Source organism: Micromonospora sp. MP36, assembly GCF_008119785.1.
Classification (GTDB): Bacteria; Actinomycetota; Actinomycetes; order Mycobacteriales; family Micromonosporaceae; genus Micromonospora.
The window spans coordinates 1-13,836 of record NZ_VSFA01000078.1; the positions used below are offsets into that span (position 1 = coordinate 1).

Annotated in this window: 12 protein-coding genes; 7 read left to right on the forward strand and 5 right to left on the reverse strand. The window is 72.3% G+C overall.

Going from position 1 to position 13,836, the window contains the following annotated elements:
• On the reverse strand, positions 1-780 hold a 780-nt coding region (locus FXF52_RS31115; protein WP_148802180.1), incomplete at its 3' end, for an RNA-guided endonuclease TnpB family protein.
• A gap of 98 nt (positions 781-878) precedes the next feature.
• Here FXF52_RS31115 and FXF52_RS31120 point away from each other — a divergent pair.
• From FXF52_RS31120 to FXF52_RS31135, 4 genes are read left to right on the forward strand one after another with little or no spacing between them, the layout of a single operon-like run.
• On the forward strand, positions 879-1,700 hold the full coding sequence (locus FXF52_RS31120) for an ABC transporter permease subunit (RefSeq protein WP_148802182.1): 822 nt from the start codon (positions 879-881) through the stop codon (positions 1,698-1,700).
• The gene (locus FXF52_RS31125; protein WP_148802184.1) at positions 1,697-3,112 is read left to right on the forward strand and encodes an ABC transporter ATP-binding protein; all 1,416 of its coding nucleotides are present in this window, start codon (positions 1,697-1,699) and stop codon (positions 3,110-3,112) included. The genes FXF52_RS31120 and FXF52_RS31125 overlap by 4 nt, the downstream gene beginning before the upstream one ends.
• The gene (locus tag FXF52_RS31130) at positions 3,102-4,457 is read left to right on the forward strand and encodes a class I SAM-dependent methyltransferase (RefSeq protein WP_148802186.1); all 1,356 of its coding nucleotides are present in this window, start codon (positions 3,102-3,104) and stop codon (positions 4,455-4,457) included. The genes FXF52_RS31125 and FXF52_RS31130 overlap by 11 nt, the downstream gene beginning before the upstream one ends.
• Positions 4,454-5,599: a class I SAM-dependent methyltransferase gene (locus FXF52_RS31135; RefSeq protein WP_148802188.1), complete on the forward strand. Its 1,146-nt coding sequence runs from the start codon at positions 4,454-4,456 to the stop codon at positions 5,597-5,599. The genes FXF52_RS31130 and FXF52_RS31135 overlap by 4 nt, the downstream gene beginning before the upstream one ends.
• A gap of 53 nt (positions 5,600-5,652) precedes the next feature.
• Here FXF52_RS31135 and FXF52_RS31140 read toward each other — a convergent pair whose 3' ends face one another.
• Positions 5,653-6,378: a trans-aconitate 2-methyltransferase gene (locus tag FXF52_RS31140; protein WP_148802191.1), complete on the reverse strand. Its 726-nt coding sequence runs from the start codon at positions 6,376-6,378 to the stop codon at positions 5,653-5,655.
• Between the two features lie 87 nt (positions 6,379-6,465).
• On the opposite strand from FXF52_RS31140, the gene FXF52_RS31145 reads away from it, so the two are divergent.
• Both FXF52_RS31145 and FXF52_RS31150 read left to right on the forward strand, forming a co-directional pair.
• Entirely contained in the window at positions 6,466-8,451 is a 1,986-nt protein-coding gene (locus tag FXF52_RS31145; protein WP_255472520.1) for a condensation domain-containing protein, read from the forward strand.
• A 16-nt stretch (positions 8,452-8,467) separates the two neighbouring features.
• The gene (locus FXF52_RS31150; RefSeq protein ID WP_148802193.1) at positions 8,468-9,394 is read left to right on the forward strand and encodes an NAD(P)/FAD-dependent oxidoreductase; all 927 of its coding nucleotides are present in this window, start codon (positions 8,468-8,470) and stop codon (positions 9,392-9,394) included.
• Between the two features lie 96 nt (positions 9,395-9,490).
• Here the strand turns inward: FXF52_RS31150 and FXF52_RS31155 are convergent, their stop codons facing one another.
• Entirely contained in the window at positions 9,491-10,243 is a 753-nt protein-coding gene (locus FXF52_RS31155) for a TIGR03943 family protein (RefSeq protein WP_148802195.1), read from the reverse strand.
• The gene (locus tag FXF52_RS31160; protein WP_148802232.1) at positions 10,240-11,244 is read right to left on the reverse strand and encodes a permease; all 1,005 of its coding nucleotides are present in this window, start codon (positions 11,242-11,244) and stop codon (positions 10,240-10,242) included. Before FXF52_RS31160 ends, FXF52_RS31155 begins: the two co-directional genes overlap by 4 nt.
• A 906-nt stretch (positions 11,245-12,150) precedes the next feature.
• Here FXF52_RS31160 and FXF52_RS31165 point away from each other — a divergent pair.
• Positions 12,151-12,756: a hypothetical protein gene (locus FXF52_RS31165; protein ID WP_255472521.1), complete on the forward strand. Its 606-nt coding sequence runs from the start codon at positions 12,151-12,153 to the stop codon at positions 12,754-12,756.
• Between the two features lie 412 nt (positions 12,757-13,168).
• Here FXF52_RS31165 and FXF52_RS31170 read toward each other — a convergent pair whose 3' ends face one another.
• Positions 13,169-13,828 (reverse strand): DEAD/DEAH box helicase, encoded by a 660-nt coding sequence (locus FXF52_RS31170; protein ID WP_148802199.1) that lies wholly within the window; start codon positions 13,826-13,828, stop codon positions 13,169-13,171.
• Positions 13,829-13,836: the final 8 nt, after the last annotated feature.

A 13,836-nucleotide genomic window follows, 5' to 3' on the forward strand; every position in this document is an offset into this window, starting at 1 on the left:
ACGCCGATCGGCGATACGGGTATGGATGCGGGCAACCTTGAGCCGGGCCTTGGCCCGGTTGTTGGAGCCCTCCTGTTTGCGGGCCAAGTTCCGCTGCGCCTTGGCCAGCTTGCGCCGGTCGGCCTGCCCGTAACGCGGGTTGGCCACCTTCCCCTGCTCGTCACTCACCCCGGGCACCGGACGGGACAGGGTGAGCAGACTGGTGATCCCCGCGTCCACACCAACCTCCGCAGTAACGGGCGGCAGCGGCTTGACCGTCTGGTCCTCGATCAGGATGGAGACGAACCAGCGGCCGGCAGCATCCCGGGACACCGTGACCGTGGACGGCTCCGCTCCTTCGGGCAGGGGCCGGGACCACACGATGTTCAGCGGGGTGTTCATCTTGGCCAGCGTGAGCTGACCGTCACGCCAGCGGAACGCGGAGCGGGTGTATTCCGCCGACGCCCGCGACTTGCGCTTGGACTTGAACCTCGGGTACCGGGCCCGCTTGTCCCAGAACGCCGCGAACCCGGCCTGCAAATGCCGCAACGTCTGCTGCAACGGAACCGACGACACCTCGTTCAGAAACGCCAGGTCGTCCGACCGTTTCCACTCCGTCAGCCACGCCGACGACTGCACGTACGTGGTGCGCCGACGTTCCACCGCCCACGCCCGAGTACGCGCCTCCAACGCCCGGTTGTACACCAGACGCACACACCCGAAGGTCCGATTCAGCAGCGCAGCCTGTTCCGGGGCCGGGTAGAAGCGGTACTTGTACGCCCGCTTCACCACGCCACCCACGCCTCACAATTTACCGTCCATGTAAGACAATCATCGGAAGGGAGGGAGCGGCGTTTCCTCCCGGCCCTGAACGGCCAAGTTTCCACGCCGCAATTCCGATGACCGGCCCCTCCACCTGGCTCTCCCGCGTCCGGCACGGCGCCTGGACCGGGGCGGCGGCCGTGACGGTTGTCGGTCTGCTGGCGGTGGCGGGCGGCATCCTGGCTCCCCACGATCCCACCGCCCCGGTTGGTGCCCCCTGGACGCCGCCGGGCCCCGACGCCGCCTGGGGCACCGACGCCCTCGGCCGCGACGTGCTGTCGAGGGTGCTCGCCGGCGGCCGGCATCTGACGGTGACCGCCGCTGCGGCGGCGATCACCGCCAGCACGCTCGGGGTGGCCGGCGGGCTGATCGTCGGCTGGCACCGCGGCCGGGTCTCCCGGCTGCTGACCGCCGGCATGGACCTGCTGCTGGCGGTGCCGCTGCTGCTGATCGCGATGGTCCTCGCCGTCGCGCTGCCGGGCCCGGCGGCGGTGGTCGCCGGCACGGTGTGCGGGGGCACGCCGTTGACCCTGCGGGTGGTCGCCGACACCGTCACCGCCATGCGGCACACCGGGTACGTCGAGGCCGCCCTCGGCCGCGGCGAGTCCGACCCGGTGATCCTGGCGCGGGAGGTGCTGCCCGCGCTGGCCGGGCTGGTCCGCGCAGACCTGGCCACCCGGTTCGTCGTCGCCCTGCAACTGGCCGCCGCGCTGAGTCTGCTGGGTCTGGGTCCGGCGCCACCCGCGCCGGACTGGGCCGCCATGATCCGGGAGAACCTCACCGGCGCGGCGCTCAACCCCGCTGCGCTGGCCGCGCCCGCGGCCGCGCTGGCCGTGGTGTCCCTGCTCGTCACGGTCGCTGGTCAGCTCGCCGGCCGCACCCGCGGACGGCCGGCATGACCGGCAACGGCTCTACATCAGACGGGGCGGTGGCCGGCGGGCTGTCCGTCACCGGCCTGCACGTCGTGGACGCCGCCGGGCGCACCGTGATCGGCCCGGTCGACCTGCACGCCGCGCCGGGTGAGGTCGTGGCGCTGGTCGGCCCGTCGGGCGCGGGCAAGACCGTCCTGCTGTCGGCCGTGCTCGATGCGCTGACGCCGCCGCTGCGGCGCGCGGCGGGTCAGGTGCGCTGGCAGGGCACACTCGTCGCGCCCGGCTTGGCGGCCCGCCGCTGGCGGCGTCGCTGCGTCGGGGTGGTCGGTCAGGATCCTGCCCAGGCGCTGCACCCGTTGCGGCGCGCCGCCGCGCTGATCGCCGAGAGCGGCGCCGATGTCGTATCCAGCCGGGCGGCGCTGGCCGCGGTCGGCCTCGACCCGGCCAGGTACGCCGACCGTCGCGCCCACCAGCTCTCCGGCGGACAGGCCCAGCGCGTCGCCGTCGCCCGGGCGGTAGCCGCCGAACCCGATCTGCTGGTCCTCGACGAGCCGACCAGCGCTCTGGACGAGGCGGCCATGCAGCTCGTGGCCGCCGCGGTCCGCGTCCGGCGTGGCGATCCCCGCTGCGTCACCCTGCTCGTGTCGCACGACGCCGCCGTCGTGGCCGCCCTCGCCGACCGCGTCGTACAGATCGGCACACCGCTGGCGCCCGCAAGGACTGGATCGGTGTCGCGGCCGGCGCCTGGGGCCACACCGCTGCTGAGCGTCCGCGGCCTGACGGTGTCGCAGCCGCCCGGCGGCACCGCCCTGCTGCGCGGGGTCGACTTCCAGGTGGCGGCGGGCGAGTTCGTCGCGGTGCGCGGACCGTCCGGCTGCGGAAAGAGCACCCTGCTGCGTGCCCTGGCGGGGCTGCACCCGGTCGACGCCGGACATGCCCGCCTCGGCGACAGGGACCTGCCGTGGCCGGTCCGCCACCGAACCCGGCCGCTGCTGCGGGCCGTCCAACTGGTCGGCCAGCACCCGGCCGACGCGCTCAACCCCGCCCACCGCGTCGGCGCCACACTGGCCCGCCCGCTACGCACTCTGGCCGGCGTCGACGCCCCCGACACTCACATCGCGCGGCTGCTGACCCAGGTCGGCCTCAACCCGGACATCGCCGCACGCCGCCCCCACGAGCTGTCCGGCGGGCAGCGGCAGCGCGTCGCGCTCGCCCGCGCCCTGGCGGCCGGACCGCGGCTGCTGCTGGCCGACGAGGTCACCGCCGCGCTCGACGCCGCCACCGCAGCCGGTGTCCTGGACCTGCTCGACCGGCTGCGCGGCGACGGCCTGGCGGTGCTCACCGCCAGCCACGACCCGGCGGTCGCCGCCCGCACCGACCGCGTCCTGCTCCTGCACGACAACCACCTCACCGCGGAGGACCCTGCCCATGCCCGTTGACCCGCCCACCACCAGCGAGGCCGCTGCCGTGCTGGCCGCGCACCCGTGGATCGCCGCCGCGTACCCCGACGAGGCGGGCCTGCGGATCGCGCCCGAACCCGCCGCGCTGGCCGTCGGCGCCCACCCCGGCGCGCTGGTCGTCGAGTTCCTCGACCACTGGAGCGAGCTGTACGAGGCGACGTACGCCGGCGCGCACGGCCGCCACGCCGACGACCTGGACCTGTCCGGCTGGCGGGCCACCGACACCGGCCAGCCGCTGCCCACCGACCACATGACCGAATGGGTCGATCGCACCGTCGCGCTCATCCGTGGCACCGGAGCCCGGCACGTGCTCGAACTCGGCTGCGGCACCGGGCTGCTGATGCACCGCCTGCACCCGCACCTGACCGGCTACGTCGGCACCGACGTAGCCGAACACGCCGTAGCCACCCTGGCGGCGGCCGCGCCGCCCACCGTGCGGGTGCTGCGCGCCGCCGCCCACGAGCTGGCCGGCGCGCCCGTACGACGGGCCCTGCACCAGCTGGGCTTCCCGGGCGGGCGGCCGGACTGCGTCGTGCTCAACTCGGTCACGCAATGCTTTCCGACCGTCGCCTACCTGAACCACGTCGTGGCCACCGCCATCGACCTCGTCGCCCCGGGCGGCACTGTGGTCGTCGGCGACGTGCGCCACGCCGACCTGCACGAGCACTTCTGCCGGTGGGCCGAACGCGCCGCCGACCCGGACGCCGACGACGCCACCGTGGCCGCGCGGGCGACGGCCCGCGCGGCCCGGGAGGAGGAGCTGCTCGTCGACCCGGCCACCATCGCCGCCGCCACCGGCGGCACCGGCCGCGTCGTCCATGTCGGCGTGTACGCCAAGACGATGCAGGCCGACACCGAACTGACCCGGTACCGCTTCGACACCGTGCTGCACGTCGACGCCGCGGCCCCGGTGTCGCGGCCGCCCGCCGTGCGGTGGGCTGACCTGCCGGTACCCGACCGCCTCGACGTGGTGCGGAAGCTGCTGGCCGACGGGCCCGTCCACGTGCACGGCATCCCCAACGCGCTGCTGCACCCGGACGCCCCGGACGCGGTCACCGCGCACGCGCTGCACGACGTGGTAGGCGACCGCGGTGCGGTGCTGCTGGACCCGCGCGACCCCACGCTGCTGGAGCTGGTCGCACCGGCCGGCGGCGTTCCGGTTCCGGCCACTGCCCTTGCCGGCGGCGACCGGCGGGCCCACGAGCCGCTGCCCGCGTTCGCGCGTCGACGCCTGACCGAGGAGGCCCGTCGCACCCTGCGCCGCCGCCTGCCCGCAGCCGCCGGCACCCCCGTCCGCGTCGACCTGGGCCGGACCGCCGGATGAGCGTCGAGTTGATCCGGCAGCGGGCGGCGCAGGCCGGCGAGCAGGCCATGGCCGGGGTGAACCGGGCGGCGTTGCCGGGGTTCATGCGCCGGCTCGACGAGGCGGCGCTGGTGGCCATGGCGGCCACGCTGCACGCTGGCGGCGTTTTCCCGGCAGGTGTGGCGCGCACCGCGGACGAGGTCGGTGACCTGCTGCGCGTCACCCCTCGGCACCGGTGGATCCTGCGCCGCTGGCTGGCCGTGCTCACCGCCGAGGGCTGGCTGCGTCACGACGCCGGCCCCGGTCGCTACCACGGGCTACGCCCGGCCACCCACGATGATCTGGCCGCCACCGCCCGCGACCTCGACGCCGCCCGCGCCGGCCTGGGCTACCCGGCCGCGATGACCCGGTTCTTCACCACCACCGCGGCGCACCTGCCGCAGCTGCTCCGCGACGAGGTGCCCCTACAGGCGCTGCTGTTCGCCGACGACGACCTGGCCACCGCCGAGGCCGCCTACAAGGACAACGTCATCAACGGCTACCTCAACGCGGTCACCGCCGCCGCCCTCGCCGCGTTGGCCAGCCGGCGCCGTAGGCCGGAGCCTCTGCGAATCCTGGAACTCGGCGCCGGCGTCGGCGGCACCACCACCGACGTGCTGCCCGCGCTGGCCGGGCAGCCGGTGACCTACCACTTTACCGACGTGTCCCGGTTCTTCCTCGACACTGCACGGGACCGGTTCGCGGCCTACGACTTCCTCACCTACGGGCTGTTCGACATCAACCGCCACCCCACCGAACAGCTACCCGCCGGCTCGCAGGATGTCATCGTCGCCGCCAACGTCGCGCACAACGCGGTCGACATAACCCGGCTGCTGGCGGGGCTGCGCACGCTGCTGGCACCCGGCGGGCAGCTGCTGCTCATCGAATCCTGCCGCGAGCACTACCAGATCGCCACGTCGATGCAGTTCCTCATGTCCGCCCGCCCGGGCACCCCGGCGGCCGGCAGCGCAGATCTGCGGGCCGGCACTGATCGGATCTTCCTCACCCGCGCCCAGTGGCTGGCGCAACTGTCCGCCGCCGGGTTCACCGCCGTGCTGGACCTGCCGCACCCCGACGATCCGCTGAGCGCTCTCGGCCAGCACGTCTTCCTGGCAGCCCGGTGAGCCGCCCCGGGCGTCCTGCCGCTGCCGCCGCCGGCCGTCGCGGTCCCGCTGCCTCACCCGACGCGTACGGCACGCACCACACCCATGGGGCCGACCTCGGCGCGCAGCCCCGCCTCGGCCAGCTCGGCCCTCAGGTCGTGCTCCGACAGTACGTGCCAGAGGTAATCGACGGTGTGTTCCCGCAGCACCACGCCGTCGCCGTCGAGCACTCGGTAGCGCATCCGCCAGGTCACCGTGTCGGGCCCGGCCGGCTCGGCGGCGCCGCCGCCCTCATAGGTGTGCCGGCCGATGCGCACCGCGCCGAAGGTGGTGAACCCGACCACCGCCGGCTCGGCTGGCGGCTGCAGGTTGACCACCAGGGGCGCGCCGGGTGCCAGGCGCGCGGCGACCCGGTGCCAGAATTCGCGCCGGTCCTGCGGGGGCAGGTGCCCGATCATGTTGGCCGCGAGCACCGCGCCGAGCCGCTCGGGTAGTGGCGCATCGAGTGCGTCGCCGGCCAGCACGGTGACCCGCTCGCGCAGGTCCGCGTCGGCGGCGACGCGGGACAGCAGCACCGCGCGCAGGACCGGCGACGGCTCCACGGCCAGCACCGTCGCGGTGGGGCAGGCGTCAGCCAGTAGCTGCGTGCCGAGGCCGGTGCCGGCGCCGACGTCGAGCACCGGCCCGTGCTCGGGATCGACCCCGCGCAGCGCTGCCCGCACCGGGTCGTTGAGCACCTGCCATGGCGGTCCGCTCAGGACGTCGATGAACTCTCCCGACGCTTCGTACCCATCTTCCATGCCGCCAGGTTAGTGGAAACCGTTCTCATTTTCGACTAGGCTGCCGAGGTGACATCCCGGCCATCACCGCTGGAGGCTGCGACGCCCATGACCCTCACCTCGACCGCCGCCCCCACCGAGCACGACCAGAGCACCATGCTGGCCGGCATCTGGGCCGAACTGCTCGGCGTCGACCCCGACGCGCTACCCCGTGACGTCAGCTTCCTGCGTCTGGGCGGCGATTCCGTGCTGGCCGTACGGATGTCCGCGCTAGTCCGCCGGCGACTCGGCGTGCAGCTCGCCCTGTCCGACGTACGCGTCGACACCACGTTCACCGAACTGGCGGCCCTGGTCGCCAGCCGCGCCGCCGGCACCACGACCGGCGACCGACCCCTGCCCGTAGACCTGCGCCGCCGCGCCGATCCGGCAACGCCGTTCACGCTGCTGCCGCTGCAGCAGGGCTACTTCGTCGGCCAGCAGGACGGCTGGGAGCTGTCCTACGACTCCGCGCACTACTACCTGGACCTCGCCCTGACCGACGTCGACCCCGACGAGGCACCGGAGGCGCTGCGCGACGCGCTGCAGCGCCTGGCCGCCCACCAGCCCACCCTGCGGGCCCGGGTCACGCCGGAAGGCCACCAGCACGTGCTGGCGCTCGAGCATCCCGGCGCGGTCCCGCCGCTGCACGTGCTCGACCTGCGCGACGATCCGGACTCCGACGCCCGGCTGGAAGTGCTGCGCCGCGAGATGAGCACCCACGGCCCCGATCCCACCCGCGGCCCCGGCGTCGACGTGCGGCTGAGCCTGCTGCCCGCCGGCCGGGGCCGGCTGCACCTGTCGCTGAGTCTCCTGCTGGTCGACGGCTGGTCGTCCAACGTGCTCACCCGCGAGCTGCTCACCCTCGCCGCCGACGTCAACGCCACCCTGCCCGCCCTCGATGTCAACTTCGGCGACTATGTCAACGCCCTCGAGCAACTTCCCGCCACCACCGGCTGGCGAGCCGACCAAAAGTGGTGGCGGGCGCAACTGCCGAGCTGGCCTCCGGCGCCGGCGCTACCGCTGACCCGCGACCCCGCCGAGGCGACGCCTCAGGTGATGGCGAACAGGGAGGCCCGGCTGCCGGCAGCCGTCTGGACGGCGCTGCGCCAGCGGTGCGCCGAGCAGGGCCTCACACCGTCCGTCGCCCTGCTCACCGTCTACGCCACGGTGCTGGCACGCTGGGCCGGGCACCACCGGCTGCTACTGAACACGTTGCAGCTCAACCGGCTTCCGCTGCACCCCGACGTGCACCGCCTCGTCGGCGCGTTCGCCTCGACCATGCTGCTGCCTGTCGACCTGCCACCCGGTGGCAGCTTCGCCGAACTGGCCGGGCAGACCCAGCGCCGGTTCGCCGAGCACACGGCCCACAACCTTGTCTCGGGAGTCGAGATCGCCCGCGACCTCGCTCGCCTGCGGGGCACCCACCGACCGGTCGCTCCGGTGGTGTTCCTCAGCACCATCGGTATGGACGCGGCGATGGGCGAACGGGCGCCCCGGCACGCGGGCCCGCTCGGCGAGGTGAACGCGGCCGACCATCACCACCAGCTGCGTACCCCGCAGGTGGCCCTCGAGGCGCGCCTGTTCGAACTCGACGACGAACTCGCGCTGGTGTTCAGCACCGTCGCCGAGATCCTGTCCGCCGAGCAGGTCGACCGCGCGTTCGCCGAGTTCGTCGACCAAGCTGCCGCCCTCGCCGAGGCCGACGCCTGGCATGAGGCGGTGCCGCTGCCTGCCGCGCCGGACCCCGACCCGCTCGCCGGTGGCCTACGCCTCGGGCTGCTCGACGAGGCACCGCAGGCCAGCGACGACGAGCCCGGCCCGCCCCGCGATCGCGTCGAGGAACAGATCGCCGCCGTCTTCGCCGACCTGCTCGGCGTCGCGGTCACCGACCGCACCACCAGCTTCTTCGCCCTCGGCGGTGACTCCCTGCTCGCCGTGCGCGCCCTCGCCCGGCTGGCCCGCGCCGGCCTCGCGGGCGTCACCGTGCGGGACTTCCTCGCCGCGCCCACCGTGGCCGGCCTCGCCGCCGCCGCTCGCCCCACCCCGACCCAGTAGAGGGAGCACCAACGAGGTGTACGACGTCATCATCATCGGCGCTGGCGCCGCCGGACTCAGCGCCGCCCAGGTCCTCGGCCGCCAGCAACGCCGCACCCTGCTCATCGACGGCGGCCCACCGCGCAACCACCCCGCCGACGGCATCCACATGTACCTCAGCCGCGACGGCTTCCCACCCCGGCGCCTACTCGACACCGGCCACCGCGAACTGGCCGCCTACCCCAGCGTCGAGATCCGTCAGACCCGCGTCGAAGCCGCCCACGGCAGCATCGACAACTTCACCGTCACCCTCACCGACGGCACCACCCACCACGCCCGCCGCCTGCTACTGGCCACCGGACAAATCGACGAACCCTGGCCCATCGACGGCGTCGCCGAACGCTTCGGCCGCAGCGTCTTCCACTGCCCCTTCTGCCACGGCTGGGAAGCCCGCGGCAAGAGAATCGCCGTGCTCGGCCGCGAACCCGCCCAGGTCATGCTCGCCGCGTACCTCGCCGACCGGTACACCAACGACGTCGTCGTCGCCACCCACGGCCCGCACCAGCTACCCGAGCCGATCCTGGACAACCTCAAGGCGCTGAACATTCCCCTCATCGAGCAGCCGGTCACCGCGCTCACCGGCGACCTCGACGCCCTGCAGCTGCACCTCGCCGACGGCACCACCCTGGACCGGCAGGCCGTCTTCCACCGGGCGCCCACCCGCCAGCACGCACCCCTAGCCGCCCAGCTCGGCGCCGAACTACTGCCCGACGGCTACGTGCGCATCGACGAGTTCGCCCAGACCACCGTGCCCGGCGTGTCCGCCGCCGGCGACCTCGCCCGACTGCCCGCCCTACCCGACGGGCTCACCCTCGTCAGCCAGGCCACCGCCGACGGCGTACGCGCCGCCGTCTGGCTCGAACAGGGCCTGTTCCGCGCCGGCCTACCCGTCCCACTTGGTTGACAGCCCCTTGGCCGGCTGCCAATCGCAGTTCTCGACCCGGCGGAGCGCCCATGGGCACGTCTGTGGCTCGAACGCCCCGCCGGCCTCCGGCGCGCCCTACTCGTACGGGTTCTTGGGTGGCGCGATCTTCTGCCAGGTGTCCACCTCCAGGTACGGGATGTCGGATCCGTTAATCGGGTCCTTGGCCGTCTGCGGAACCCACCGGCCGGTGGCCTGCACCCAGCTATCGGCGGCCAGACGGGGCACATCGCCGCTGAGGCCGATCTTGACGGGCATGCCGTCGGCGGCACAGCAACTGAGGATGATACGGGCAAGCATGGGTTGGCCGTCCGCGCCGGGTGCGATGAAGCCGGTCAGCTGGACCTGTCGGCCGCGCAGCGTCTTGCCCTCGCCGTAAAGGGCGCGGGAGCCGTAGTCGAGGAGGGTGAGCTTGACCGGGTCGCCCGACGGCAGGGGCGGGAAGGGGCTGTACTCGCCCGACGTTCCCGCGGTCTCCTGCCGGCTGCTGGTCAGGGCGGAGCCGGCGCGAGCGGCGGTGTCGGCGCCAAGGGCCGACGGCGCGACGAAGAGCAACGCAAGAGTCGGCAGCAGTAGCAGCCAACCCGCCGCCGGCCCGGAGTGGTCGTGCCCGTGCCCGTCGTCGTCGGCGGAGTGGGCATCCGCCTGGCGCGGGCCACGGAACTCCTGCACCAGGGCCACCACGGCGGCGATGATCAGCAGGATCGCGGCGGCGATGAGGAACGGCTGTAGTCCCTGTTTGACGTAGCGTAGATACACGTCGGTGACGCTGGCCCGCAGGATCGCACCACCGAAGAACACCATCACCACGGCCTGAGCGCCCCGGTTCACCAGATCACCATCCCCACTGCCGCCGCGACCAGCACGGCCAAGACGAAGGTCGCCGGCGCGAACCGGACGGCGAACCGCCGCCCGAACATTCCGGCCTGCATGGACACGAGCTTCAGGTCAACCATCGGACCGACCACGAGGAACGCAAGACGCGCGGTCAGGGAGAACTGCGACAACGACGCGGCGACGAACGCGTCCGCCTCCGAGCAGATCGACAACAGCACGGCCAGCGCCGCCAGCGCCAGCACCGACAGCACCGGACGGGCCGCCAGGTCGTGCAGGAACTGCTGCGGTACGGCCACGTTGATAGTGGCCGCGGCCATCGCGCCGAAGACGAGGAAGCCGCCGGCGTGGATGATGTCGTGCCGGCAGGCCGCCCAGAACGCTGCCATCCGGGGCAGCCCGTCGAGGTGCGCCCGATGCGGCAGGCGGATCCACTCGGTGCGGCCCAGCCGCAGCCACAACCATCCGATCAGCACCGCCACCGCAAGGCTCGCCCCGCCGCGGGCGGCGACCATCTCCGGGTTACGCGGGAACGCCACCGCGGTCGCGGTCAGCACAATCGGGTTGATCGCCGGCGCGGCCAGCAGGAACGCCAACGCGGCGGCGGGCGTGACCCCGCGGCGGATCAACGATCCCGCGATCGGCACCGACCCGCACTCACAGCCGGGCAGCACGACCCCGGCCGCGCCGGCAACCGGCACGGCGAGCGCCGGATGCCGGGGCAAGGCCCGGGCCCAGAACGAGCGCGGCACAAACACCGCGATCACGGCCGACAGCACCACCCCGAACACAAGGAACGGCACCGCCTGCACCATCACCGACACGAACACCGTCAACCAGGTCTGCAACCGCGGGTCCGCCACTAGCCCGCCGATCTGCCGGTACAGGACGCCGACGAGGATGAGGACCACGCACAGCACTTCGACAGAACCGATCGCCCGATCGCGTTTCGGCGGCGTGGGCTTCGAATCCGTCCCCGATGGCGGGTGCGAGTGCAGCTCGCCGGCCGGCGCGGCAGGGGGCGCGGAATCGGTCGTGCTCAGGGCGATCACCTTCTCCGGGTGTCCAATGCAGCGGCATGCTGGAGTGATCAGAACGTGAGGCAGGGCCCGTAGCGGCGAAGGCACCACCCCCTGCGTCGGCCTGCGCCGCCAGGGTCCGCATGCCTGCGGGGATGATTGACCACGCACGGACTCCTCCGACGGCAACTACCCAGCGGCGGGCGAACGAGGAGCATCATCCGGCTGTTGAAATCGACTGTCACTACGTCTCCGCCGGTCGTGATCAGTCTGTGACAAGGCACCAGGCCACTCTGGGTTTGATGCAGCACGCGGCTGCTGCCGCAACCCAACGGCGTCCGCTAAAGGAAATCGGTTGTCAACTTGAGCAGACTCGCCGGGTTCAGCGGCCGCTTTCCAGCCTTCATCCAGGCCCGCGGTGGCGAACTCGCCGAGCGATCCGCCCCAACCGGACGTGATCGGCCGCAGACATCGACCCAGCCCACGAGCGCTCCAGATCCGGTTTTCCATCCGAACCGGCACACCCATGAGCGCTGTGGGCCGTTGAGCCCCTGCGCCGGCCGGACAATCGGGGCAGAGCCCGAGACCAGCTGTCTGCATACAAGGCCCCGCACCCGACCACCGGCCACTGTGGCGTCGGGCTGAAGATCAAGCCAACGGGGCTGACCGACTGATGTGCGTCCTGCCCGTCTCCTTGCCTGAAATCTTTCGTATCGACGGATGAAACTTCGTGCTCCCTGAGCAGAACTATCGACTGGGCGTGGTCGAAGGACTTACGCTCCGAGCCAAACGACCATCGATGCGGGGGATGCCATGTCCCGTCGAACCGGAAGACCGTCCTACCTCCTGGCCTCACCTGCCCGGCAACAGCGATCCACGACAAGGATGGGCGCGGGCGCTGCCGCGGCGGCGTTGGCTCTGGGCCTGGTCGGCGGACTGATCGGGTTCGCCGTGGGCCAGCCGAGCCCGACCGAAGCAGGCATCGCTCAGATGCGCGAAGCCAACGCCAAGCGCGACGTCCAGCAGATCATCGGACTGACCGAGATGGCCCGCAGGACAGCCGACCAGCTCTCGCCGATCCTTGTCGCCATCAAGCAGGACTCGGACGCCGGACGGACGCCCGAGGCATCTCAGGTCCACCAATGGCAGCAGACCATGCGCCAGCTGACCGAACAGTTCGACGACCCACCGTCGGGCACGACCGCAACCAACGTGGCCCGTGGTGGCCTCAGAAGCGCGGTGGATCAGGGCGCCGTCGCGGTCGACTCCGTCGCCCTGGCCGTCACCAGCCCAACCCCCGTACGCAAGAACCAGTTGACGCTGGCGGCGCGGCAAGCGGCCCTCGCGTCGGTCACCTGGTCGATTGCCGCGGCCCAGCTTGACCAGATCAATATCGATGCCGGCCGGGGCCACCAACACGTCTACCTGGACGCTGGCGATGCGGAGGGCGCTTTCACGGCAGATGGCGCCGCCGAAGGCTCCGACGGCTGAGACCGATCGCCGCCCTGGTCATCCCCGGGTAGCGGTCAAGGAAGGCGCGTCGGCGGGGCGGTTGCCGGGCGGACGTCATGGTGACCGCCGCAGCCGTTCGCGCAGCCTCAGCGCGTGGTGCCGGGCGCCCAGATCTTCAATGTGTGCACGAGTGCTACGGGGTGCCCTCATCGGGAGCCACCAGGATGGTGAGCTCCCGATGACCTCGCACGAAGACTGGTGTCCGAGGGGGGATTCGTACACATGTTCGCGGCACCCATGCTCAGCATGGGTGCTCATGCCGTAGTCCTATAGCAGTCAACGGGCACTGTGGAGAAGCAGCCGCTGGCCGGGGTGGTCATCATCGCTGCTCGCTGCGGCCCTCACCCCGGTCGGCCCGCCGGGAGCGGCGTGAGGGCTGCCGCGAGGTGCACTACTCGAGCAGGTCTCGGATGTCGGCGGCGGTCAGCTGCGCGGAGGCAAAATCACCGCCGTCGAGGACGCTGCCGAACAGTTCAGCCTTGCGGGCCTTGAGCGCCATCACTTTCTCCTCGATCGTGTCCTTGGCTACCAGCCGGTACACCATCACGTTGCGGGTCTGCCCGATGCGGTGCACGCGGTCCACGGCCTGCGCCTCTGTGGCAGGGTTCCACCAGGGGTCGAGCAGGATGCAGTAGTCGGCCTCGGTCAGGTTCAGCCCGAAACCACCGGCCTTGAGGCTAATCAGGAACACCGGTGCTCTTCCCTTCTTGAACTCGGCGAGCACCGTCGCCCGGTCGCGGGTGCCCCCGTCGAGGTAGCAGCAGCGGATGCCAGCTGCTTCCAACCGCTCCCGGGCAGCGTCCAGGAACCGGGTGAACTGGCTGAACACCAGAGTCCGGTGGCCCTCGGCGACGAGATCGCTGACCTGCTCGGCCAGCACGTCCAGTTTCGTTGACGGCACAGCACGGTGTTTCGGGTCGACCAGGGCGACGTCGAGGCTGGCCTGCCGCAGCAGGGTCAGTGACCGGAAGATCTCGAACCGGTGCTGCTGCAGGTCGCCGAGCAGGCCGAGCACCTTCTGCCGCTCCCGCTGCAGGTAGGTCTGGTACACCTTGCGGT